This window comes from Nocardia aegles, from assembly GCF_052545135.1.
Genome location: NZ_JBQWRI010000019.1, coordinates 1 through 23,324 on the forward strand (window position 1 = coordinate 1; position 23,324 = coordinate 23,324).

Annotated in this window: 21 protein-coding genes and 1 tRNA gene; 19 read left to right on the plus strand and 3 right to left on the minus strand. The window is 68.1% G+C overall.

What is annotated here, in order from left to right; translation table 11 throughout:
- The first annotated feature begins 88 nt into the window (after window positions 1-88).
- A complete protein-coding gene (locus ACT89H_RS28655) occupies window positions 89-274 on the plus strand; it encodes a DUF397 domain-containing protein (protein WP_445111808.1) in 186 nt (61 codons plus the stop codon).
- A gap of 54 nt (window positions 275-328) precedes the next feature.
- On the plus strand, window positions 329-838 hold the full coding sequence (locus ACT89H_RS28660; RefSeq protein WP_445111788.1) for a DUF4231 domain-containing protein: 510 nt from the start codon (window positions 329-331) through the stop codon (window positions 836-838).
- A gap of 1,246 nt (window positions 839-2,084) precedes the next feature.
- Here the strand turns inward: ACT89H_RS28660 and ACT89H_RS28665 are convergent.
- The 3 genes from ACT89H_RS28665 to ACT89H_RS28675 all read right to left on the minus strand — a co-directional run bounded on the left by ACT89H_RS28665 (window position 2,085) and on the right by ACT89H_RS28675 (window position 4,005).
- Window positions 2,085-2,157: transfer RNA gene (locus tag ACT89H_RS28665), tRNA-Arg, on the minus strand.
- A 106-nt stretch (window positions 2,158-2,263) separates the two neighbouring features.
- Window positions 2,264-2,896: a DUF305 domain-containing protein gene (locus tag ACT89H_RS28670; RefSeq protein WP_445111809.1), complete on the minus strand. Its 633-nt coding sequence runs from the start codon at window positions 2,894-2,896 to the stop codon at window positions 2,264-2,266.
- A 179-nt stretch (window positions 2,897-3,075) separates the two neighbouring features.
- Complete coding sequence (locus tag ACT89H_RS28675) at window positions 3,076-4,005, minus strand: thioredoxin-like domain-containing protein (RefSeq protein WP_445111789.1); 930 nt, start codon at window positions 4,003-4,005, stop codon at window positions 3,076-3,078.
- Window positions 4,006-4,097: 92 nt separating this feature from the next.
- Between ACT89H_RS28675 and argS the strand changes: the two genes are divergently transcribed.
- From argS to atpA, 17 genes are all read left to right on the plus strand, one after another.
- Complete coding sequence (argS, locus tag ACT89H_RS28680) at window positions 4,098-5,756, plus strand: arginine--tRNA ligase (protein ID WP_445111790.1); 1,659 nt, start codon at window positions 4,098-4,100, stop codon at window positions 5,754-5,756.
- A gap of 61 nt (window positions 5,757-5,817) precedes the next feature.
- Window positions 5,818-7,239 (plus strand): diaminopimelate decarboxylase, encoded by a 1,422-nt coding sequence (gene lysA / locus ACT89H_RS28685; RefSeq protein WP_445111791.1) that lies wholly within the window; start codon window positions 5,818-5,820, stop codon window positions 7,237-7,239.
- Entirely contained in the window at window positions 7,236-8,591 is a 1,356-nt protein-coding gene (locus tag ACT89H_RS28690; RefSeq protein WP_445111792.1) for a homoserine dehydrogenase, read from the plus strand. Before lysA ends, ACT89H_RS28690 begins: the two co-directional genes overlap by 4 nt.
- Window positions 8,592-8,674: 83 nt before the next feature.
- Window positions 8,675-9,736 carry a threonine synthase gene (thrC, locus tag ACT89H_RS28695; RefSeq protein ID WP_445111810.1) on the plus strand — a complete coding sequence of 354 codons (1,062 nt, stop codon included), beginning with the start codon at window positions 8,675-8,677 and terminating at the stop codon, window positions 9,734-9,736.
- A 25-nt stretch (window positions 9,737-9,761) separates the two neighbouring features.
- Window positions 9,762-10,715 carry a homoserine kinase gene (thrB, locus tag ACT89H_RS28700; protein ID WP_445111793.1) on the plus strand — a complete coding sequence of 318 codons (954 nt, stop codon included), beginning with the start codon at window positions 9,762-9,764 and terminating at the stop codon, window positions 10,713-10,715.
- 328 nt (window positions 10,716-11,043) lie between these two features.
- Window positions 11,044-13,110, plus strand: coding sequence for a transcription termination factor Rho (rho, locus tag ACT89H_RS28705; protein WP_445111794.1), 2,067 nt, complete (start codon window positions 11,044-11,046; stop codon window positions 13,108-13,110).
- Window positions 13,111-13,729: 619 nt separating this feature from the next.
- Entirely contained in the window at window positions 13,730-13,960 is a 231-nt protein-coding gene (rpmE, locus tag ACT89H_RS28710) for a 50S ribosomal protein L31 (RefSeq protein ID WP_039796334.1), read from the plus strand.
- 81 nt (window positions 13,961-14,041) lie between these two features.
- A complete protein-coding gene (prfA, locus tag ACT89H_RS28715; RefSeq protein ID WP_445111795.1) occupies window positions 14,042-15,112 on the plus strand; it encodes a peptide chain release factor 1 in 1,071 nt (356 codons plus the stop codon).
- A gap of 25 nt (window positions 15,113-15,137) precedes the next feature.
- The gene (prmC, locus tag ACT89H_RS28720) at window positions 15,138-16,016 is read left to right on the plus strand and encodes a peptide chain release factor N(5)-glutamine methyltransferase (RefSeq protein ID WP_445111796.1); all 879 of its coding nucleotides are present in this window, start codon (window positions 15,138-15,140) and stop codon (window positions 16,014-16,016) included.
- Between the two features lie 390 nt (window positions 16,017-16,406).
- On the plus strand, window positions 16,407-17,075 hold the full coding sequence (locus ACT89H_RS28725) for an L-threonylcarbamoyladenylate synthase (protein ID WP_445111811.1): 669 nt from the start codon (window positions 16,407-16,409) through the stop codon (window positions 17,073-17,075).
- Entirely contained in the window at window positions 17,072-18,229 is a 1,158-nt protein-coding gene (locus tag ACT89H_RS28730) for a glycosyltransferase family 4 protein (RefSeq protein WP_445111797.1), read from the plus strand. The genes ACT89H_RS28725 and ACT89H_RS28730 overlap by 4 nt, the downstream gene beginning before the upstream one ends.
- A gap of 88 nt (window positions 18,230-18,317) precedes the next feature.
- Window positions 18,318-18,773, plus strand: coding sequence for a Cg1360 family ATP-synthase-associated protein (locus ACT89H_RS28735; RefSeq protein WP_445111798.1), 456 nt, complete (start codon window positions 18,318-18,320; stop codon window positions 18,771-18,773).
- A gap of 291 nt (window positions 18,774-19,064) precedes the next feature.
- Complete coding sequence (atpB, locus tag ACT89H_RS28740; protein ID WP_498049542.1) at window positions 19,065-19,892, plus strand: F0F1 ATP synthase subunit A; 828 nt, start codon at window positions 19,065-19,067, stop codon at window positions 19,890-19,892.
- A gap of 78 nt (window positions 19,893-19,970) precedes the next feature.
- Window positions 19,971-20,219, plus strand: coding sequence for an ATP synthase F0 subunit C (locus ACT89H_RS28745; RefSeq protein ID WP_039796339.1), 249 nt, complete (start codon window positions 19,971-19,973; stop codon window positions 20,217-20,219).
- Between the two features lie 5 nt (window positions 20,220-20,224).
- Window positions 20,225-20,785 carry a F0F1 ATP synthase subunit B gene (locus ACT89H_RS28750; RefSeq protein ID WP_445111800.1) on the plus strand — a complete coding sequence of 187 codons (561 nt, stop codon included), beginning with the start codon at window positions 20,225-20,227 and terminating at the stop codon, window positions 20,783-20,785.
- A gap of 19 nt (window positions 20,786-20,804) precedes the next feature.
- Entirely contained in the window at window positions 20,805-21,614 is an 810-nt protein-coding gene (locus ACT89H_RS28755; protein WP_445111801.1) for a F0F1 ATP synthase subunit delta, read from the plus strand.
- Between the two features lie 54 nt (window positions 21,615-21,668).
- Complete coding sequence (gene atpA, locus ACT89H_RS28760) at window positions 21,669-23,306, plus strand: F0F1 ATP synthase subunit alpha (protein ID WP_445111802.1); 1,638 nt, start codon at window positions 21,669-21,671, stop codon at window positions 23,304-23,306.
- Window positions 23,307-23,324 lie beyond the last annotated feature (18 nt).

The window sequence follows — 23,324 nt, forward strand, 5'->3', positions numbered from 1 at the left end:
CCCCCCCCCCCCCCCCCCCCCCCCCCCCCCCCCCCCCCCCCCCCCCCCCCCCCCCGACTGCATGGCGGTTGCCCACTTGGCCGGTGGCATGGTCGGCGTCCGCGACTCGAAGAACCCGACGGGCCCGGCACTGTTCTTTGCTCCCGGCGATGGGACACCTTCACCGCAGGCGTGGCCGACGGCCAGTTCGACCGACCGTCACGGCCAACCTGAAATGCTCCGTGATGAGGTCGCGTCTTCTGCTGGCGTTTGGGTGTGTCTGCGGCACTTGTGACACTCCGGTGACATCCTGTGGACGGCCTGGCCAGTCCTGAGAATAATGATCATCGTGCAATCAACCGACGATGCGGGCCCGAGCGAGTCTGCTAGCACCGGGTTGCCGCTGACAACCGCAGAGGGTTACATCAGCGGACGGCTGGAGCAGTACCAACAGTGGTACGACGGGAAGTCGGTTAAGACGAAGGCACTCCATCTACGAATGCGCGTGGTTGCTGTGGGTGGAGGTGTCCTAGTCCCGGCGCTGGTTAACCTGCCGTACGTGTGGGCGGCCCCGACGGTCACAGTGATCAGTCTGCTCGTCGCCGGGTCAGTCGCTCTAGAGAGCGTTTTTCGGTATCGAGAGCAATGGAAGAACTATCGATCAACTGAGCAGCTACTCGGGCATGAAAAGGTGTACTTTCAAACGCGGACAGGTTCTTACGAAGGTCTCGGTGACGGTGCCGCCTTCCGGCAGTTGGTCGAACGAGTCGAGGCGGCTATCGCGTCGGAGAACTCCGCGACGCTGAATGTCATGACGACCGCTCAGCAGGCAACAGAGCTCGAGTCTCCCCGCGGATAGGCGATCTATCCGTCACCTACTCCCCTCGCTTCCCCATACTGGCCGTCCTGTGCTGAGCGAGGGTTGGGCAGGGTGCCGTATGCATCATGCAGCGACGCGAAGCGCCCTTTACTCACCCGGACGGAAGTCAGATCATCGGCCATGAGAAGGCGGGAACTCAGCCGGGATGTGTTCTCCAGGAGCGAAATCGGAGCTATCGGCGCGGATGGAAGGACAGTGTCCGTGACGGTCGCACTCGGGCCCACAGCAAGTTGACCGGGGTAGTGGCCAGCCGTTTCATGATCGGCTGCGGGAGGTAGGTCGGGTACGGCTCGCGTCGTGCCGATCGTGTCAATGCGAGTGAGCCCCGTGGTCCGCTGCGCTCACTTCCCGGTCTGGTCGGGTGTGTCGAATGTGTTGGAGTGCAACGGTTTCAGTCGTTGCGGTCCTGCAAATTGGAGGCACCTCCAGCCGAGGGGCGGTGGACTTGGTCCACACCGCGCCCAGGAAGGAGGTGGGATAGCGAAACATCGCCGGAGTAAAGCAAGGCTCCGGTCGATTACGACATCATCTTTGCGGTTGCTGCCGTGATCGCCGGGCCGCTCATCCTGGTCCGCCGAGTATGGCGGGCTAGCTGAACCCACCTGCCGGGGGCGGCGTTGCCGCGTCGCTCCCAGCTTCGGCATCACTCGCGTGATGACTCGAGTTTAGTTGACTGTTCATACCGGTAGTCAAGCTCAGCTTGGTCGATCAACCATGGCCGTGAGGTCGAATGATGCCGTGCGGTGCACAGTGTCCGCCTGTTCCTCGATGAGACGCATTCGTCTGTGCGTTCGGTCGGGTCGATGTGGGTCGGATGGGTGGTCATACGCTCGTCCATTTCCGGTAGAGCAAGCCCGGCTCGGCTGTGAACCATCCATCGGTGTGGGGATCCGCGGCGAGCAGGAGCCCGATGTCCAACCCGTCGCGTGCAACGAGGACGGCGTGCCATATCAATCGGACACGCGGGCCCGTCGGTAGGTTAAAGCCGTCAAGAAAGGCCGGTGTTCCGGCACATCCGAGTGCATGATGCTCGTCACACCTGCGGCTGGACGATGCGCCTGCGCAAGGTCCCGCTCGCGTCATCACTGCCCGGGCGCGTCGAAGCCGATGTCGCGGAGAGGATCTACGCCCATGACTCTCGGCGAGGTCGTGTCATCGAGGCGGGCTAAGGTCACGAGAAAGGCCCCTGCCAGCGTGCGTGCTGGTCAGGGGCCTTTGTCGCGGGTGCCCTCGGCAGGATTCGAACCTGCGGCCTTCTGCTCCGGAGGCAGACGCTCTATCCCCTGAGCTACGAGGGCGGGATAGGACTCGGTCGGCGCCGGGATGGCGGTCCGATCGGGCTGGGTCAGCCTATCGTATCGGCGGCCGTCCGCCAAAAAGGGCGGACGGCCCCGGGGTTTCGGATCACGGGAGGGGGGTGGCGCCCCGGGCGGTGAGCATGGTGGTCATCAGGTCGGACTCGCCGCGCTGAGTGGTGGCCATGGTCTCGGCGAGGGTGCGCACCGCCGTGGTGTCGGCGTGCTGGGCGGCGTAGTCGATCATCGACAGCCCGCCCCGGTGGTGGCGCAGCATGAGCTGCAAGAACATGGTGTCCAGGGTGGGGCCGACGGCCTGACGCAGCGCGGCGAGTTCGGCGGGGGTGGCCATGCCGGGCATGCTGGACACCGGGCCGGTGCGGGGCATGTCGGCCCCGGAATGGTCGTGGCCGCTCATCGGCTCGGTCATCCAGGCCATGAACCCGTCGACGCTCTGCGCGGGTTCGCCCCACAACTGCAACCAGCCCTGCATGCGCCCGATCTGGCTCTGCTGGGTGGTGAGGATGTCATAGGCCAGGCGGCGTACCTCGGTGTCGGTGGAACGCACCAGCAGCACACCTGCCATTTCGACGGCTTGGGCGTGGTGCGCCGACATGTCCTGGCTGAAACCGACGTCGACCGGGCCCGGATCCGGCTCGGTCGAACCGTTCAGCGGAATCCGGGCCAGCACGCCGATCGCGAAGCCGATCAGGATGGCGCCGATGATGCCGAGGGTCAGCAGCGCGGTGCGCTGGCGGCGGAATTGTCCGCCGACGCCGGATGCTTCTCGATCGTCGGATACGCCAGACGCTTCGCGTTCGGATGCGGTGGTTCCGTGATCGCCAGCGGGTGTTGCGCCCGTGCCGGACCCGGTGAATGTTTCGCTGTCGGATCCGGCGGGTGCTTCTCGATCGTCGGCCACTACTGCCCCGCGCCAGGAGCGGGCTGCGCGGGAGCAGGCTGCGCCGGCACCGGAGCACCGGGCAGACCGGGCATGCCGGGCAGCCCGGGAAGACCGGGCACGCCGGGCACACCGGGCAGACCCCCGGGCATGCCGCCGAGTTCGGTCTGATCCTGCTGCAAGCCCTTGCCGTCCATCGGCACCGCGTCGGGTCCGGGCGGCGTGGGATCGAACGGCGGCGGGTTGTCGGTGTCGAAGGCGATGGTCGAGCAGTCCGCGCCGACCTCGGGGTAGGTGTAGTTGTTCAGGCGCAGCGCGGTGATGAACTGGCCGACGCGCTTGTCGTCGGGGCTGTCCAGCTTCAGTTGGTGCCCCCAGGACTGCACGGAGACGGCGGTGTCGAGGCCGGGGTAGGGCGACATCATCGTGTACGGCTTGCCCTCGACCTTCGCCTTCAGCGTCGCGATGCCGTCGGCGTTCACCTTGTCCGGGTTGTAGGTGATCCACACCGCGCCGTGCTCGAGCGAGTGCACCGCGTTCTCCACCCGGATCGGCTTGTTGTAGACCACGCCGGTGCAGGTCGCCCAGGACTGGTCGTGCGGGCCGCCGAACGGCGGGGACTGGTCGTAGGCCACGCGCCGGTTCGAGGTGATGTGCAACCCGGCGGGGTAATCCTTCTTCACCACGCCCGCGATCCCGTCGGACGGATCCTCGTGCTGTGCGCTCGGCGTGTACTTGTCCAGGTCGGCCTTTTCCAGGTACTTGGGGACCAGGTTGTAAGCCAGCGCGCCGATCAATGCGATGATTGCTACGGCCGCGCCGATGGCAGGCCAGGGGACCTGGCGATTCTTCTTCGGAAGCTGTCCTTGTCCGCCCCGCTTGCGGGGACCCGACAACTTCGCCGCGGCCTGGGCGGCCTTGGCCGATTTGGCGCTGGGACTGCTGGGCATCGCTCAGTGTGCTCTTTCGACGTGGATGGATCCGCTGGCTGCGCAGTGCCCACCCGAGGTGTACACCCGCCAAGACCATAGGATAGAGACTCGTGACTCCAGCTGACCTTGCAGATCTCCTTCGCTCGACCGCGGCGAAGGTGCTTGTCGAACGTGGACTGGACCCCGCGGTCCTGCCCGACGAGGTCACCGTGGAACGTCCCCGCAACCCCGAACACGGCGACTATGCCACGAATGTCGCGATGCAGGTGGCCAAGCGCGCCGGAACCAAGCCGCGTGATCTGGCCACCTGGCTGGCCGACGCGCTGACCGCCGCCGACGGCGTCGCGGCCGCCGAGGTCGCCGGACCCGGATTCCTGAACATCCGCCTCGCGGCCTCCGCGCAAGGCGCGATCATCGAGCGGGTGCTCGCCGCGGGTGCCGCGTACGGCACCGCGGAGCCGCTGAAGGGCACCCGGATCAACCTCGAGTTCGTCTCGGCCAACCCGACCGGTCCCGTGCACTTGGGCGGCACCCGATGGGCTTCGGTCGGCGACGCGCTGGGCCGCATCCTGGTCGCGCAGGGCGCGGATGTGGTGCGCGAGTACTACTTCAACGACCACGGTGCGCAGATCGACCGGTTCGCCGCTTCGCTGGCCGCGGCCGCCACCGGTGCGCCGACCCCGGAGAACGGGTACGCGGGCGCCTACATCGGCGAGATCGCCGACAAGATCGTCGCCGCTCACCCCGACGTACTGAGCAAGCCGGAGGCCGAGCGCCTCGAGCTGTTCCGGGCCGAAGGCGTCGAGCTGATGTTCGCGCACATCAAGGAGTCGCTGCACGAGTTCGGCACCGATTTCGACGTCTATTTCAACGAGAGCTCGCTGTTCGCCTCGGGCGCGGTCGAGCAGGCGGTGGAGCGGCTGAAGAACTCCGGCGACCTGTACGAGAAGGACGGCGCCTGGTGGATCGCCAGCTCGGAATACGGTGACGACCAGGACCGGGTGGTCATCAAGAGCGACGGCAAGGCCGCCTACATCGCGGGTGACATCGCCTACTTCCAGGACAAGCGCGCCCGCGGCTTCGACCTGTGCATCTATATGCTCGGCGCCGACCACCACGGTTACATCGGCAGGCTGAAGGCCGCCGCGGCCGCGTTCGGCGACGACCCGGCGACCGTCGAGGTGCTGATCGGGCAGATGGTGAACCTGCTGCGCGACGGCGTCGCGGTGAAGATGAGCAAGCGCGCGGGCACCGTGGTCACGCTCGACGATCTGGTCGAGGCGATCGGCGTGGACGCGGCGCGGTACTCGCTGGTGCGTTCGTCGGTGAACTCGAGCATCGACATCGATCTGAACCTGTGGGCCAGCCAGAGCAACGAGAACCCGGTCTATTACGTGCAGTACGCGCACGCGCGGACCGCGTCCATCGCCCGCAACGCCGCCGAGTTCGACTACGATTCCGTCGCCGCCGACCTCACGCTGCTGTCGGCCGAGGAGGAAGGCGAACTGATCCGCACCCTCGGCGAATACCCGCGCGTGGTGGCGAGCGCGGCGAGCCTGCGCGAACCGCACCGGGTGGCCCGCTACCTGGAGGAACTGGCCGGCGCCTACCACCGATTCCAAACCAACAAGAACCTGCGCGTCCTGCCGCTCGGCGACGACCCCGTCTCGCCGACCAACGCGGCCAGGCTCGCTCTGGTCAACGCCACGCGCCAGGTCTTGGCCAACGGCCTGGGCCTGCTCGGCGTCAGCGCGCCGGAGCGCATGTGACCGGCCGGCCGACCAGAGTGAGGAAGGAAGCGAAAGTGAGCGAGCGCACGGAGGAGCAGGTATGAGCGCGCATCCCGCCGGTCCCCGGCATGCCGAGATTCCGCACGCGCCGAACCTCCCGGAGCGTCCCGGCGATCCGAAGCGGATGATCGACCTGCCCGCGAACGTCTGGCCGCGCAACGCCACCCGCGACGACGCGGGCGTGGTGCACTTGGCGGGCGTGCCGGTGTACGAGCTGGCCGAGCGGTACGGCACCCCGCTGTTCGTGGTCGACGAGGACGACTTCCGATCCCGCTGCCGCGACATGGTCCGCGCGTTCGGGGCGAACGCGCGGGTCCACTACGCGTCCAAAGCGTTCCTGTGCGGCGAGGTCGCCCGCTGGATCCGGGACGAGGGCCTCTCGCTGGACGTCTGCTCCGGCGGCGAACTCGCCGTCGCGTTGCACGCGGGCTTCCCCGCCGAGCGAATCGCGTTGCACGGCAACAACAAATCCGTCGAGGAACTGGAAGCCGCGGTGTCGGCGGGCGTCGGCCACGTCGTGGTCGACTCGCTCATCGAGATCGAGCGGCTGGAAGCCGTGGCCGCCCGCGCGGGCGTGGTGCAGGATGTGCTGGTCCGGGTCACCGTCGGCGTGGAAGCTCATACCCACGAATACATTTCGACCGCGCACGAGGACCAGAAATTCGGCTTCTCGATCGCGGGCGGTGACGCGATGGAGGCGCTCGCGCGCGTCTTCGACGCCGACAACTTGCGCCTGGTCGGCCTGCACAGTCACATCGGCTCGCAGATCTTCGAGATCGACGGCTTCGAGATCGCCGCCCGGCGCATGCTCGGCCTGCTCCGCGAGGCCATCGACAAGTTCGGCATCGAGCGCACCGCGCAGATCGCGACGCTGGATCTCGGTGGCGGACTCGGCATTTCGTATCTGCCGTCGGACGACCCGCCGCCACTGGACCGGTTCGCGGCGAACCTGCGTGAACTGGTCGCCGCCGAAGCCGGACGCGCGGGCCTGCCCACGCCGACGATCGCGGTGGAGCCGGGCCGCGCCATCGCTGGGCCGGGCACGGTGACGCTCTACGAGGTCGGCACCATCAAGGATGTCGCGCTCGACGCCGGTCTGCGCCGCCGCTATGTGAGCGTCGACGGTGGTATGAGCGACAACATCCGGCCCGCGCTGTACCAGGCCGACTACGACTGCCGCCTGGTGTCGCGGTCCTCGCAGGCCGGGCCGGTGGTCGCGCGTGTCGTCGGAAAGCATTGCGAGAGCGGCGATATCGTCATCCGGGACACCTGGATGCCTGCCGACGTCGGCCCCGGCGACCTGATCGCCGTCGCCGCCACCGGCGCGTACTGCTACTCGATGTCCAGCCGGTACAACCAGTTGACCCGTCCCGCGGTCGTCGCGGTGCGGGACGGACAGCCACGCCTGATTCTGCGCCGGGAAACGGTCGCGGACCTGCTCAGCTTGGAGGTGGAAGCGTGACGGCCAACGCGAAGAACGGCGTGTGGGGGATCGATCGCCCGATCGGGGTGGCGGTCCTCGGCATGGGCAATGTGGGTACCGAGGTCGTGCGCATCCTGCGTGAGCACGCCGAGGACCTGCGTTCCCGCGTCGGCGCGCCGGTGGTGCTACGCGGAGTGGCCGTACGCAGCCTCGGCACCGACCGCGGCATCCCCGCGGACATGCTGACCACCGACGCGGACGCACTGGTCGCCCGCGACGACGTCGACCTGGTGGTCGAGGTGATCGGCGGTATCGATCCGCCGCGCCGGTTGATCCTGGCCGCTCTGACCGCGGGCAAATCCGTGGTGACCGCCAACAAGGCGCTGCTGGCCGACTACACCGGCGAACTCGCCGCCGCCGCCGAAACCAGCCGCGCCGATCTGTATTTCGAGGCCGCCGTCGCGGGCGCGATCCCCGTGGTGCGCCCGCTGATCCAGTCGCTGGCGGGCGACCGGGTGAACCGGGTCGTCGGCATCGTCAACGGCACCACCAACTTCATCCTCTCCGCGATGGACGAGACCGGTGCCGACTACTCGCAGACACTCGCCGAGGCCACCCGTCTGGGCTACGCCGAAGCCGACCCGACCGCCGACGTAGAGGGTTACGACGCCGCGGCGAAGGCCGCGATCCTCGCCTCGCTGGCGTTCCACACCCGGGTCACCGCCGCCGACGTCTACCGCGAGGGCATCTCGCGGATCACGGCCGAGGATCTGGAGACCGCCTCGGCGCTCGACTGCACGGTCAAGTTGCTGGCCATCTGTGAGCGGGTGGACGCGGGCCCCGGCGAGCCGGGACCGGAGGACGGCGGCAAAGAGCGCGTCTCGGTGCGCGTCTACCCGGCGCTCATCCCGCGCAAGCATCCCTTGGCCGCGGTGAACGGCGCGTTCAACGCGGTGGTCGTCGAGGCGGAGAACGCCGGGCGGTTGATGTTCTACGGCCAGGGCGCAGGCGGCGCTCCGACCGCGTCGGCCGTACTCGGCGATCTGGTGATGGCGGCACGGAACAAGTTCTATGGTGGTCGCGCTCCCGGCGAATCGGTTTATGCTGAGCTACCGATCGCGCCGATCGGCGATACGCCCACCCGCTACCACGTGAACCTGCAGGTCGAGGACCGTCCTGGAGTCCTGGCCGCGGTGGCGGGCGAATTCGCCACACACGGGGTGAGCATCTCGACCGTCCGTCAAGAAGGGCACGGCTCGGGTGCGCGCCTGGTCGTGGTGACCCACCACGCCGTGGAGTCGGCGCTCGCGGACACCGTGGCCGCACTGGCGGACATGGCATCCGTCACATCCGTGACCAGCGTTCTGAGATTGGAAGGCACCGAAGAATGACCACAGCGTCGCGCAGCGACTCCATCAGCGGCGGCGGCCGGGAGACGGGCGGGCCTACGGCCGGTGTCGCGCCCCAGGCCGGAGTGCACTCCCGCTGGCCGGGCCTGATCGCGGCCTACCGCGACCGGCTCGCGGGCGCGGCCGACTGGGAGCCGGTCACGCTGTTCGAGGGCGCGACGCCGCTGGTGCCCGCGCCGCACCTGTCCGAGATCACCGGCTGCGAGGTCTACCTGAAGGTCGAGGGCCTGAACCCGACCGGCTCGTTCAAGGACCGCGGCATGACGATGGCGATGACCGACGCCAAGTACCGCGGCCAGAAAGCGGTGCTGTGCGCGTCCACCGGCAACACCTCGGCATCCGCCGCGGCGTACGCCACCCGCGCCGGCATGAGCTGTGCCGTGCTGATCCCGCAGGGCAAGATCGCGATGGGCAAGCTGGCCCAGGCCGTGCTGCTCGGCGCGAAGATCATCCAGGTGCAGGGCAACTTCGACGACTGCCTGGAACTCGCCCGCAAGGTCACTGCCGATTTCCCCAGCATCGGCCTGGTGAACTCGGTGAACCCGGCCCGCATCGAGGGCCAGAAGACGGCGGCCTTCGAGATCTGCGATGTGCTCGGCAAGGCTCCCGACGTGCACGCTCTTCCCGTCGGCAACGCGGGGAACATCACCGCGTACTGGCGTGGCTACCGGGAGTACTACGCCGACGGCGTCACCGGCGGGCTGCCGCGCATGCTCGGCGTGCAGGCCGCGGGCGCCGCCCCGCTGGTCAACGGCGCCCCGGTGAAGGATCCCGAGACCATCGCCACCGCGATCCGGATCGGCGCACCCGCCTCCTGGAACGGCGCCGTCGAGGCGAAGGAACAGTCCGGTGGCGCGTTCCACGCCGCCACCGACGAGGCGATTCTCGACGCCTACCGCCTGATCGCGGCCACCGAAGGAGTGTTCGTCGAGCCCGCGTCGGCGGCCGGCGTCGCCGGTGTGCTCGCCGCCCGCGCAGAGGGCTGGCTGGATGCCGGGCTGACCGTGGTGTGCACCGTGACCGGCAACGGTCTCAAGGACCCCGACACCGCGCTGTCGGGCATGCCGCAGGTGCGGCCGATCGCGGTCGACCCGGTCGCGGTCGCCGCCGAATTAGAGCTGGCCTGAGTTGAATTCGCGCGACAGTCAGGTCATGAGCGCGACGCTGCCCGCCGGTCTGACCGTGACCGTCCGAGTGCCCGCGTCCACCGCGAACCTCGGTCCCGGGTTCGACTCGCTCGGTATGGCGTTGGGGATCTACGACGAAATTCAGGTGCGCACTACCGATTCCGGGCTGACCATCCGGGTCGAGGGTGAGGGCGCCGACGATGTGCCTTGGGGCCCTTCGCATCTCGTGGTCCGCGCGATCGAGCGCGGCCTGGAGTCGGCCGGCGTGTGGGCCGACGGTCTCGATGTGGTGTGCCGCAACGTGATTCCGCATTCGCGCGGCCTCGGCTCGTCGGCCTCGGCGGTGGTCGGCGGGCTGGCCGCCGGGTGCGCTCTCGCCGCGAAGCTGGACTCGGCGCTGACCACGACCGCCGACCGAATGGTGCAGCTGGCGGCGGAATTCGAGGGGCATCCCGACAACGCGGCGGCCAGTGTGCTCGGCGGGGTCGTGGTCTCCTGGACCGAGAGCGATCGCCCCGCCGACGAGGCTCCGGGCACGGAATACCACGGTCGCGTCTACCGGGCGGTTCGGTTGGAGGCGCACGCGGCACTGCGCCCGGTCGTGCTGATCCCGGAGGAGCGCTCGTCCACCGCGCACACCCGCGGCCTGCTGCCCGACGTCGTGCCACACAGCGACGCGGCGTTCAACGTCAGCCGCGCCGCGCTGGCCGTGGTGGCCCTCACCCAGCGCCCCGACCTGCTGCTTCCCGCCACCGCGGACCGGTTGCACCAGGCCCAGCGCGCGCCCGCGCTGCCGCTGACCACCGCCTGGATCACCCGCCTGCGCACGGCGGGGATCGCGGCCACCGTATCGGGGGCGGGGCCCACCATCCTGGCTCTGGGGACCAGCGAATTTCCCGCGGAACTGCGCGAACTGGCGGCGGCCGACGGCCTGCGTGTGGTGGAGCCGGGAATCGCCGAAGGCGTCCTGGTCGACTGACGGCGAGTCTGTCTTGCCGAGATTCGCAATGGGCAGCTATTCTGGGCAGGTCCGTACATCGTGCGCATCAGACGCCGGTGCTTCATCAGGGCAATCGCTCCAGCAGGCTCCAGGCTCGAGCCTCCAGGCCATGGGGGTGCTGCGTAGCTGCGCAACTGGAATGATCTCTCCCCACCTTTCTTCAATGGTGGAGAAGCCGCCGGTCCGGCGGGGCAGGTGATACGGCACACAGCGCCCGGACGGACGCATCCCAGTCCGGCAGAATGCCCGGGCTGCGGGACGAACCCTCGAAACAGCACACGGCGATCGAGGGAAGGAAAGGATTTCCGTGACAGATACGGACCTGCTCGCGACACCCGGCGTGGAATCGAACCCGACGGGCAGCCGCGAAAGTGAATCCGGACAGATTTCGAAGATGAGCGAACACACCGACGTCGCACGATCGGGGCTGACTGGAATGTTGTTGCCGCAGTTGCGTGCGCTCGCGGGGGAGCTCGGTATCCGAGGCACCTCCGGGATGCGCAAGGGCGATCTGATCGCCGCCATCAAGGAAAATCAGGCCGCGGGCAAGGCGGCGGCGAAGGTGGAGAAGCCCGCCAAGAGCGAGGCCAAGTCCGCGGCAACCGCCAAGGCCGACGCCCCCGCGAAGGCCGGTAACCCCGCCAAGACCGCTGCTCCCGCGCAGCAGGCCCCGGCCAAGGCCGAGCAGGCGACCCTCGACGTGACGCCCGCGGCCCCGGCCGCGCCCAGCGAGGCTCCCGCCCCGGCGAAGACGGCCGCCGCCGATTCCGCGCCCGCCGCCGAGTCGGCGTCGTCCCCGGCCATCGAGACCACCGAGGAGTCCGGCCGGGAGAGCGGCCAGCGTGGCCGCGGTCGGCAGCGGCGCGGCCGTGACCAGGCGCGATCCGCCACCGAGACCGCGCAGGCCGAGACGCGGACCGAGGAGCCGAAGCAGGACGCCGAGCAGGGCGGCGAGCGTCGTCGCGACCGTGGCCAGGGCGAGCGGCAGAGCGAGCGCGGCCAGGGCGAGCGTGTTCAGGGCGAGCGTGGCCAGGGCGAGCGTGGCCAGGGCGAGCGCGGCCAGGGCGAGCGCGGCCAGCAGAGCCAGAACGGCAGTGCGGGCGGCCGCGGCGGCGACGATGAAGAGGGCGGTCGCGGGCGACGCGGGCGTCGCTTCCGGGAGCGTCGTCGTGGGCGCGACCGCGATGGCAGCGCCGGCGAGTCGCGTGAGCCGGAGATCCGCGAGGACGACGTCCTCCAGCCGGTCGCGGGCATCCTCGACGTGCTGGACAACTACGCCTTCGTCCGGACCTCGGGCTACCTGGCCGGACCGAACGACGTCTACGTGTCGATGAACCTGGTCCGCAAGAACGGCCTGCGCCGCGGTGACGCGATCACCGGCGCGGTGCGCGCCCCCCGCGACGGCGAACAGTCCAACCAGCGCCAGAAGTTCGACCCGCTGGTGCGGCTGGACACGGTCAACGGCGGCGACGTCGAGGCGGCCAAGCGCCGTCCCGAGTTCGGCAAGCTCACCCCGCTGTACCCGAACCAGCGCCTGCGGCTGGAAACCCAGCCGAACAAGCTGACCACCCGCGTGATCGACCTGATCATGCCGATCGGCAAGGGGCAGCGCGCCCTGATCGTGTCGCCGCCGAAGGCCGGTAAGACCACGATCCTGCAGGACATCGCGAACGCGATCGCGACCAACAACCCCGAGTGCTACCTCATGGTGGTGCTGGTCGACGAGCGTCCGGAAGAGGTCACCGACATGCAGCGTTCGGTGAAGGGCGAGGTCATCGCCTCGACCTTCGATCGTCCGCCGTCAGACCACACCTCGGTCGCCGAACTCGCCATCGAGCGCGCCAAGCGCCTGGTGGAGATGGGTAAGGACGTCGTCGTGCTGCTCGACTCGATCACCCGGCTCGGGCGCGCGTACAACAACTCCTCGCCCGCATCCGGCCGCATCCTCTCCGGTGGTGTGGATTCCACCGCGCTGTACCCGCCCAAGCGGTTCCTCGGCGCGGCCCGCAACATCGAGAACGGCGGCTCGCTGACGATCATCGCCACCGCCATGGTGGAGACCGGTTCGACCGGTGACACGGTGATCTTCGAGGAGTTCAAGGGCACCGGTAACGCCGAGCTCAAGCTGGACCGCAAGATCGCGGAGCGGCGGGTGTTCCCCGCGGTGGACGTCAACCCGTCCGGTACCCGCAAGGATGAGCTACTGCTCAGCCCCGACGAGGCGGCGGTACTGCACAAACTGCGCCGCGTGCTGTCCGGCCTGGACTCGCACCAGGCGATCGATCTGCTGATCGACCGTCTGAAGAAATCCAAGAACAACCTCGAGTTCTTGATGCAGGTGAGCAAGACCGCGCCTGGCGCGCTCGACGAATAGGCCGGTCCGCGTACGCGGACTTATGGCAACGGCCGAAAGGGTCCCGCTGCAGCGGGACCCTTTCGGCGTCCGAGGAGCGAAGAAGACGAGGCCGATCGTCGCCGCGCCACCGATCAGGACGGCGAGGATCAGCGCGCAGGGCCCGACGTCCGCATCAGGGGCGGCGGATTCCGAGGTGTGGACGTACCCGGCGTTCTTCGGCGCGGGATAGTTCGGGGTCCGGGGGAGCGCGGATACACCGATGGCGACCGAGAGAGTCAGCAGAACGAAAATCGCGGCCGCGATTCGGATGTTCACGGAGTCTCCTTCCTGTCTCGGCACGCCGATGTGCACCAGGTCTGCCATGCTATGAACGAATTCGTTCATATTCGTGAGTAGCGGACTACCCGACTTCAGGGTCCCGAAGGTGGCGCGGATTCGCGTGCCGGACTTCCAGCGCGGGGCGCACCTCGGGCGGGGAACAAACCGCTCGCCGGGGGCGTTTTGGGAGCGTAACGGCAGTTCTGGCATACTGAACGGTCGTTGCGTCTGCTCAGGTGAGCAGAGCTCCCGCCTAGTCGGTTCCGGTTCACGCTTCGCACGCGCGGGCGACCCGGCGACCACAATCGAGAGGACATCCATGAAGGCAGGAATTCACCCGACGTATGTCGACACCACGGTCGTCTGTGGTTGTGGCAACACCTTCCAGACTCGCAGCACCAAGGAGTCGGGACACATCACCGTCGAGGTCTGCTCGCAGTGCCACCCGTTCTACACCGGCAAGCAGAAGATCCTCGACACCGGTGGCCGCGTGGCCCGCTTCGAGGCTCGCTACGGCAAGCGTGCAGGCAAGAAGGCCGACGCCAAGTAGCTTTCCCGCCGACGCCCGGTCCTGCTGCGCAGGCCGGGCGTCGGTGTTTTGTATGGACAGCTACCAGGAGAGGGAAGCACTGTGACGCAACCGTCCGCCATCGACGACATTCTGGCCGAGTACGCCGGCTTGGAGACGCAGCTGGCCGATCCGTCGCTGCACAACGATGCGGGCGCCGCGCGCCGGGTCGGCAAGCGGTTCGCCGAGCTGGCCCCGGTCATGGCCACCTATCGCAAGCTGGAGACGGCCCGCGGCGACTTGTCCGCCGCTCAGGAGCTCGCCGCCGACGACTCCGCGTTCGCTGCGGAGGTGCCGGATCTGGAACGCCAGGTCGAGGAACTGGAACAGGCCCTCGCCGACCTGCTGGCCCCCCGCGACCCGCACGACGGCGACGATGTCGTGCTCGAGGTGAAGTCCGGCGAAGGCGGCGAGGAGTCCGCGCTGTTCGCCGCCGACCTGGCCCGCATGTATGTGCGGTATGCCGAGCGCCACGGCTGGAAGGTCGAGATCCTCGACGCCGCCCTGTCCGACCTGGGCGGATACAAAGAGGCGACGCTGTCGATCAAGAGCCGCGACGCGGCGCGCGACGGTGTCTGGTCGCGCTTCAAGTTCGAGGGCGGTGTGCACCGGGTGCAGCGCGTCCCGGTGACCGAATCGCAGGGCCGCATCCACACCTCGGCGGCCGGCGTGCTGATCTACCCGGAGCCCGACGAGCTCGAAGAGGTGCAGATCGATGAGTCCGATCTGCGCATCGACGTGTACCGCTCCTCCGGCAAGGGCGGCCAAGGCGTCAACACCACCGATTCCGCGGTCCGCATCACGCATCTGCCCTCCGGCATCGTCGTCACCTGCCAGAACGAGCGATCCCAGTTGCAGAACAAGGCGCGCGCCATGCAGGTGCTCGCGGCGCGCTTGCAGGCACTCGCGGAAGAACAGGCCGATCAGGAAGCGGCCGCGGGCCGCGCCAGCCAGATCCGCACGGTGGACCGCTCCGAGCGCATCCGCACCTACAACTTCCCGGAGAACCGGATCACCGACCATCGGATCGGCTTCAAGGCGCATAACCTCGACGCCGTGCTGGACGGGGACCTCGACGCGCTGCTGGACGCCCTCGGTAAGGCGGATCGCGAAGCGCGGATGGCCGCGGAATGATCATGATTCGGGCAGAGTCGGTGTCATGTCGACGACCCGAGTAGCGCTGCGCCCCGTCATCAACGAGGCCATCGAGACGCTACGCGACGCCGGGGTGCACAGCCCGCGGGCCGACGCCGAGCACCTGGCGGCGCATGTGCTCGGCGTGGAACGGACGAGACTGGCGCTGACCCCGCTCGTCCCGCCGGCCAAGCTGGCCGAATTCCGCGCACTGGTCGACCGCCGCGCGGAGCGAATCCCGGTGCAGCACTTGACCGGAACGGCCGCGATGGGCGCGCTCGACCTCGCGGTCGGTCCCGGTGTGTTCGTGCCGCGCCCGGAGACCGAGTTGCTTTTCGCCTGGGCGCTGGCGCAGCTGGAAGCGGTGCCGCACGATCACGCGCCGATCGTCGTCGACCTGTGCACCGGGTCGGGAGCGCTCGCGCTGGCCGTCGCGCACGCGCGCCCCGACGCCGAGGTACACGCTGTCGAACTCGATCCCGCCGCACTGGTGTGGGCGCGGCGCAACGCCGACGACCGCATAGCCGCGGGCGATACCCCGATCACCCTCTACGCCGACGACGCGACCGATCCCGATCTGCTCCCCGACTTGAACGGCCGGGTGGACATCGTCGTCTCCAACCCGCCCTACATCCCGGAAGGCGCCCGTCTCGACCCGGAGGTGGCCGACCACGACCCGTCCATCGCCCTGTTCGGCGGGCCCGACGGATTGTCGGTCATCCGCGGCATGATTCCGAACATCACCCGGCTTCTGCGCCCCGGCGGCGCCACCGCCATCGAGCACGACGACACCAACGGCTCCGGCGTAGCCGCTCTCCTCACCGCCACCGGCGCCTTCACCGATGTCGTCGAACACCCCGACCTGGCAGGTAAACCCCGCTTTGTCGCCGCCACCCACACGTGAGGGAGTCTTCGGACCGGTATCCAGGACTATCCGATCCGGACCGGATGCACCGCAGCGGCCCGGAGTAGGGCTGTCGGACGGCGGTGAGGAGTAGGACGTGCTGGTTTCGGGTTCGGTCGGCGATGCCGATGCGGTAGGACGCCAGGTCGTAGGTGCCGGGGTCGCGTCGGTGGAGCAGGTCGTCGATGTGGCGGCCGCGATCGCCCGATGACGACCAACCCACTGATTTCGCCTGCCGGCCGGCTGATTTCGCGAGGACATGGGTAACTCGCCGGGCACGCCCAGAACTCGCCCGGCACCCGGCGCAAGACCTGAACGCGACTGTGGTTTCACCCCACTAGTACGGCCTGAGTTCTCGGAGAGGCGGCCCAGCATGCCAGGATGGTTGCCGTGAGTACCGTCTACGACTGCGCGGATCCCGACTCGCGCGCTGCCGGACTGTCCGCGGCCACCAGCGCCCTGAAATCCGGACGCCTGGTCGTGCTGCCCACCGACACCCTGTACGGGCTGGGCGCTGACGCGTTCGATTCGGCCGCGGTGAGCTCGCTGCTCGCGGCCAAGCGCCGCGGCCGGGACATGCCGGTGCCGGTGCTCGTCGGTTCCTGGCACACCATCGACGGCCTGGTGTTCTCGGTGCGCCCGCAGGCGCGCGAGTTGATCCGGGCGTTCTGGCCCGGCGGTCTGAGTCTCGTTGTGCAGCAAGCTCCTTCGCTCGCCTGGGATCTCGGCGACACGCGCGGGACGGTGATGCTGCGGATGCCGCTGCACCCGGTCGCGCTCGAACTGTTGCGCGAGGTCGGTCCGCTGGCGGTGTCCAGCGCCAACGTGTCCGGGCAGCCGCCGGCGAAGACCGCCGCCGAGGCCCGCGATCAGCTCGGCGACCTGGTCGGCGTGTATCTCGACGGTGGCCCGGCCGACCACGCGGTCGCCTCCACCATCGTCGACCTGACCGCTGATCAACCGCGGATCTTGCGCGCGGGCGCGGTGCCCGTCGCCGACATCGCCGAGGTGCTCGGCATGTCGCCGGAAGCGCTCAGCGGCGCCGCGCAGCTCGGATGATGGGTTCGAGCGCCGTCGTCCCGCTCCGGGAGCTGCTCGTCGTGCTGCTCATCTCCGCGGTGGTGACGTTCCTGGCCACCGGCGGCGTACGGGTGCTGGCGATCGGCTTCGGCGCGGTGGCCGTGCCGCGTGACCGGGATGTGCACGTCAAGCCGATTCCGCGGATGGGCGGCGTCGGCATGTACATCGGTGTGGTCGCCGCGGTGCTGTTCGCTCACCAGCTGCCCGCGCTGCGCAGCGGCTTCGACTACAAACCCAACATCCCGATCGCCGTGCTGGTGGCCGCCACGATCATCGTGCTGGTCGGCATCGTCGACGATCGCTGGGGACTGGACGCGCTCACGAAGTTCGCCGGCCAGGTGACCGCGGCGGGCGTCATGGCCGCCATGGGTCTGGGCTGGTATGTGATCTACAACCCATTCAGCAACACCACGGTGGTGCTGGACGGATTGCAGGGCGGGCTGGTGACGGTCGCGGTCACCGTCACCCTGGTCAACGCCATGAACTTCGTCGACGGTCTGGACGGCCTCGCGGCGGGTCTGGGACTGATCGCGGCACTGGCGGTTTTCGTGTTCTGCCTCGGATTGATGAACGAGCAGGGCGGCTCGGTCGACACCTACCCGCCCGCGCTGCTGGCCGCCGCGCTCGCGGGTGGCTGCCTGGGATTCCTGCCGCACAATTTCCAGCCCGCGCGCATATTCATGGGCGACTCCGGCTCGATGCTGATCGGATTGATGCTGGCCGCGGTCTCGACCGGCGCCTCGGGGCGAATCCCGCTGCAGGGATACGGCCCGCGCGACATCGTCGGTCTGCTTTCTCCGTTGTTGCTGGTCGGCGCGGTGATGTTCATTCCCGTGCTGGACCTGTTGCTCGCCATTGTGCGCCGGGTTCGCGCGGGCGTGAGTTTCTCGACGCCGGACAAAATGCACCTGCATCATCGCTTGCTGCAGATCGGCCATTCGCATCGGCGGGTGGTGTTGTTGATCTATTTGTGGGTCGGTGTGCTCGCCTTCGGCGCGGTCGGCACCTCGCTGATGGATCGCACGCTGGTCGTGTTGCTGATGGCGGGCGGGCTGGTTTTCGCGTTGGTGATCACCGCTATTCCGGGGTTGCGGCGTGGGGATCCGGCGGGCGACGGATCGGCGTCCGGGTAAAGTCGGCGACTGTGAGCGAGCTTGCGAGCGAACCATCAACACAGCGCGGGCCGCGCACGACGGCCCCGAGCGCCGGCGAGGTGACGTCGTGAGCTTCACACCCCGACCGGTCCCAGGCCCCGACGCGCCGCTGCGATCCGCGCTGCGCTATGGACTGATCGGCTTGGGGGTGCTGGTGATCGGGTCGGTCGCGCTGGGCGCCGCCGTCTCGGGTGTCGCCGGCGTGTGGGGTGCGGTACTCGGCGCCGCGATCGGCGGCGGCTTCATCCTCACCACCGCTGCGGTCGTGCTGTTCGGCGCGAAACTGCCGCCGAGTACCGCTGGCCTGGTCATGCTGGTCAGCTGGGTCGGCAAGGTCCTGGTGGCGCTGATCGTCGTCGGCAGCCTGCACCGATTCGAGTTCTACGACCGGGGCGTGCTGTTCCTCACCGTGGTCGGAGCCCTGGTCATCGTGCTCGGCGCGGAGACCTACGGTGTTGTCCGCCAGAAGGTTCCGTATGTGACGACCACCGACTCGGAACCCACTCCCGGTACCCGCGAGTAACGAAAAACCCCTACCCCCTACACGCTGTCGTAGATGACTTGGTAAAGTGTTGGTAAGCAAGCGACCAAGTCGGGGATCAGCGAGGGGTCACCGCCGAGATTCCCTGCATGGGCCGCTATGCTTACTGCCGTGCCGGGCTCCGAGGTGTGTTCCGGTTCTGCATGTCGACGAATGTCGCCGACACACGTACAGACGCCTGGTGGATTTCGAACCACCGCACAGCTGCTGACGAACTTCGAGCCGACCTGAGTCGACCCAAATTGATCGTCAATGTCCGATCGAACCGCGGGAATGACCGTACCTGCGGCCCGAACACGGGAGAGAACGCTGAGCGTCACCACTCTGGCGGCCGAGTTCCACGCGCCGTCGCTTACCGACTTCTTCCCTCCAGCTGTGCTGTTCGAGGGAACGCCGTTCGAACTCGATCGATTGATGCTGATCCGCATTCTGATGACGGCTGTTCTGGCGGTTGTGATGGTGCTGGCATTCCGCTCGCCCCGGCTCGTTCCGCGCGGCCTGCAGAATGTCGCCGAAATCGGCCTGGTCTTCGTCAAAGAACAGATCTGTGACGAGGTCCTCGGCAAGGAAACGGGACGGAAGTTCTTCCCGCTGATCGCGACGATCTTCTTCACGGTCCTCTTTCTGAACTTCTCCGGCGTCATTCCGGGGTTGAACATCTCGTCGAACGCCCGAATCGGCATGCCGCTGGTGCTGGCCGTCATCGCGTACGTCGCCTTCAACTACGTCGGTATCAGGAAGTACGGATTCCTCAACTACATGCGTAGCAGCATCGTCGTTCCGAACGTTCCCGCCGCACTGCACGTGCTGCTGATTCCGATCGAGTTCGTCTCGACCTTCGTCCTGCGCCCGTTCACGCTGACCGTCCGACTCATGGCGAACATGCTGGCCGGCCACATCATGCTGGTGCTGTTCTTCAGCGCGACCTGGTTCTTCCTGTTCGACGCCACCGCGTGGATGAAGGTGTTCTCGCCGTTCTCGCTGCTCGCGGGACTCGGATTCACACTCTTCGAGCTGCTGGTCATCTTCCTGCAGGCCTACGTGTTCGCGCTGCTGACCGCCGTGTACATCGGACTCGCCCAGCACGCGGCCGACCACTGACCCGACCGACACAACTACCGGAAATCTGCTACACCACGCCGACCGGCGGGTGAGCAACAGAAAGGGAATGGAAGACTCATGAGCCTCGCTTACCTGGCCCAGGAAGCCGCCACCAACGAGAGCACCTTCAAGGGCCTGGGCGCCGTCGGCTACGGTCTCGCCGCGATCGGCCCCGGTATCGGCGTCGGCATCGTCGTCGGTAAGGCGATCGAGGGCATCGCGCGTCAGCCCGAGCTGCAGGGCACCATCCGCACCAACATGTTCCTCGGTATCGCGTTCACCGAGGCCCTTGCCCTCATCGGTCTCGTCGCCGGCTTCATTTTCTGATTCCGATGTACGAGTCAGTTTTGCTCGCGGCGGCGAAGGGAGAGGATGTGAATCCCCTCGTCCCCGAAACGTACGACATTGTCTGGTCGATCGTCTGCGTCGTCATCATCGCGGCCCTGTTCTACAAGTACGTGGTCCCGCGCCTGATGAAGACGCTCGACGAGCGCTCGGACAAGATCGAAGGCGGCATCGCTCGCGCGGAAGCCGCGCAGGAAGAAGCTCAGCTCACCCTGCAGCAGTACCAGCAGCAGCTGGCCGAAGCCCGGTTGGAGGCCGCGCGCATCCGGGAGGACGCGCGTACCCAGGGCCAGGAGATCCTCGCGCAGATGCGCTCGGAGGCCCAGGCCGAAGCCGATCGCATCATCGCGGCGGGCCACACCCAGCTGGAAGCCCAGCGCCAGCAGATCCTGACGGAGCTGCGCCACGAAGTCGGCCGCACGGCCGTCGACCTGGCCGAGAAGATCATCGGGCAGTCGGTGTCGGACGAGGCCAAGCAGGCCGCCTCGATCGACCGGTTCCTCGACGAGCTCGACCAGTCGGACGCAGGCATCGGGGTCGGAAGGTAACGACGCGAAAGTGAGAAGCATGTACGCAGCGAGCCGCGAGGCCAGTGCCCGGTCTCGGGAGGCGCTTCGGGCCGCTCTGACCGGAAGCGAGAGTGCTGCGGCCACGACGGGCTCGGAACTGTTCGCCGTTGTCGCCGTGCTGGACGACCAGCGTTCGCTGCGTGTGGCGCTCGCGGACGTGTCGGTGCCGGGTTCCGTGCGCGCGGAACTCTGCGAGCGGGTCTTCGGCGGCAAGGTCAGCGCTGCCACGCTGGCGGTGCTGACCACCGCGGTGGCCCAGGACTGGTCGCGCACCTCCGACCTGGTGGACACCTTGGTGCTGCTCGGCCAGGAGGCGTTGCTGGAGTCGGCGGCCCAGCGTGGCCGGCTCGAAGCGGTGGAGGACGAGCTGTTCCGGCTCGGCCGGATCATCAGCGACAACCCCGAGTTGGAGCAGGCACTGTCGGATCGGGCGCAGCAGGCCTCGGCCAAGGGCGAGCTGATCAACCGGCTGCTCGCCGGTAGGACGGAGCCCATCACCCTGACCCTGGCGGAGCAGGTGGTGACCAGGCAGCGGTCGGGCATCAGCGCCGCCTTCGACGAGCTGGCCGACCTCGCGGCGGCACGTCGCGATCAGATCGTCGCGCATGTGCGCGCCGCGATCGGGCTCAGCGAGCAGCAGCGCGACCGCCTGGCCGCCTCGCTGCAGCGCATCTACGGCAAGGCGACCACGGTGCACATCCAGGTCGACCCGAGTCTGCTGAGCGGAGTCGTGGTGCGCGTCGGTGACGACGTGATCGACGGCAGCGCACTCGGCCGACTGGAGAAGCTGCGCCGGGCCCTCACCTAGCGCGCTTCCACCACCCCCGACATCCCAGACCCAGACAGCGAGAGCAGGAAGAACATGGCGGAGCTGACGATCTCCTCCGACGAGATCCGTAGCGCGATCGAGAGCTACACCCAGAGCTACACCCCCGAGACCTCCATCGAAGAAGTCGGTGTGGTCACCGACACCAGTGACGGCATCGCGCACGTCAGCGGCCTGCCTTCGGCGATGGCCAACGAACTGCTCGAGTTCCCGGGCGGTGTGCTCGGCGTCGCGCTGAACCTCGAGGACCGTGAGATCGGTGCGGTCATCCTCGGCGAGTTCGCCGAGATCGAGGAGGGCCAGGAGGTCCGCCGGACCGGTGACGTGCTCTCGGTTCCGGTCGGCGACAAGTTCCTCGGCCGCGTGGTGAACCCGCTGGGCCAGCCGATCGACGGCCTCGGCGAGATCGAGTCCGAGGAACAGCGCGTGCTCGAGCTGCAGGCCGCGACCGTGCTGGAGCGCCAGCCGGTCGAGGAGCCGCTGGCCACCGGCATCACCGCGATCGACGCGCTGACCGCCATCGGCCGTGGCCAGCGTCAGCTGATCATCGGCGACCGCAAGACCGGCAAGACCGCGGTCTGCATCGACGCGATCCTGAACCAGAAGGCCAACTGGGAGACCGGCGACCCGACCAAGCAGGTGCGCTGCATCTACGTCGCCATCGGCCAGAAGGGCTCCACCATCGCGGGCGTGAAGGCCGCGCTGGAGCAGCACGGCGCGCTGGAGTACACCACCATCGTCGCCGCCCCGGCGTCCGACTCCGCCGGCTTCAAGTGGCTGGCCCCCTACACCGGTTCGGCCATCGGCCAGCACTGGATGTACCAGGGCAAGCACGTGCTCATCGTGTTCGACGACCTGACCAAGCAGGCCGAGGCCTACCGCGCCATCTCGCTGCTGCTGCGTCGCCCGCCGGGCCGCGAGGCCTACCCCGGTGACGTCTTCTACCTGCACTCCCGGCTGCTGGAGCGCTGCGCGAAGCTGTCCGACGAGCTGGGCGCGGGCTCGATGACCGGTCTGCCGATCATCGAGACCAAGGCCAACGACATCTCGGCGTTCATCCCCACCAACGTCATCTCCATCACCGACGGCCAGGTGTTCCTCGAGTCCGACCTGTTCAACAAGGGCGTCCGCCCGGCGATCAACGTCGGCACCTCGGTCTCCCGCGTCGGTGGCGCCGCCCAGACCAAGGGCATGAAGAAGGTGGCCGGTTCGCTGCGCCTCGAGCTGGCGCAGTACCGCGAGCTGGAGGCGTTCTCCGCCTTCGCCTCCGACCTGGACGCGGCCTCGCTGGCTCAGCTCGAGCGCGGCGCCCGCTGGGTCGAGCTGCTCAAGCAGGACCAGTACTCGCCGGTGCCGGTCGAGGACCAGATCATCTCGATCTACCTGGTCGACCGTGGCCTGTTCGACTCGATCCCGGTAGCCGACATCCGCCGCTTCAACGCCGAACTGCTCGAGGATCTGCACCGCAGCGCCGCCGACGCGTTCAAGGCGATCGAGGGCGGCAAGGTGCTGACCGGCGAGGCGGCCGAGCAGATCGAGGCGGCGACCAAGAAGTTCCTGGGCACCTTCCTCACCTCCGACGGCACCCCCGTGGTGAACGAGGCCGAGGCGGGCCGGCTCGACCACGAAGAGGTCGAGTCTCTGTCGGTGACCCGCAAGCACGTCGAGAAGTAACGCGAGCCGGCACATGCG

What these genes read in the sequence shown, in the direction of transcription:
- ACT89H_RS28750 (WP_445111800.1), top strand. Translation starts at nt 20,225, where the DNA reads ATGTACGAGTCAGTTTTGCTCGCGGCGGCGAAGGGAGAGGATGTGAAT.
- ACT89H_RS28745 (WP_039796339.1), top strand. Translation starts at nt 19,971, where the DNA reads ATGAGCCTCGCTTACCTGGCCCAGGAAGCCGCCACCAACGAGAGCACC.
- ACT89H_RS28675 (WP_445111789.1), bottom strand. Translation starts at nt 4,005, where the DNA reads ATGCCCAGCAGTCCCAGCGCCAAATCGGCCAAGGCCGCCCAGGCCGCG.
- ACT89H_RS28730 (WP_445111797.1), top strand. Translation starts at nt 17,072, where the DNA reads ATGATGGGTTCGAGCGCCGTCGTCCCGCTCCGGGAGCTGCTCGTCGTG.
- rpmE (WP_039796334.1), top strand. Translation starts at nt 13,730, where the DNA reads ATGAAGGCAGGAATTCACCCGACGTATGTCGACACCACGGTCGTCTGT.
- thrB (WP_445111793.1), top strand. Translation starts at nt 9,762, where the DNA reads ATGAGCGCGACGCTGCCCGCCGGTCTGACCGTGACCGTCCGAGTGCCC.
- ACT89H_RS28755 (WP_445111801.1), top strand. Translation starts at nt 20,805, where the DNA reads ATGTACGCAGCGAGCCGCGAGGCCAGTGCCCGGTCTCGGGAGGCGCTT.
- lysA (WP_445111791.1), top strand. Translation starts at nt 5,818, where the DNA reads ATGAGCGCGCATCCCGCCGGTCCCCGGCATGCCGAGATTCCGCACGCG.
- atpA (WP_445111802.1), top strand. Translation starts at nt 21,669, where the DNA reads ATGGCGGAGCTGACGATCTCCTCCGACGAGATCCGTAGCGCGATCGAG.
- atpB (WP_498049542.1), top strand. Translation starts at nt 19,065, where the DNA reads ATGACCGTACCTGCGGCCCGAACACGGGAGAGAACGCTGAGCGTCACC.
- ACT89H_RS28655 (WP_445111808.1), top strand. Translation starts at nt 89, where the DNA reads ATGGTCGGCGTCCGCGACTCGAAGAACCCGACGGGCCCGGCACTGTTC.
- prmC (WP_445111796.1), top strand. Translation starts at nt 15,138, where the DNA reads ATGTCGACGACCCGAGTAGCGCTGCGCCCCGTCATCAACGAGGCCATC.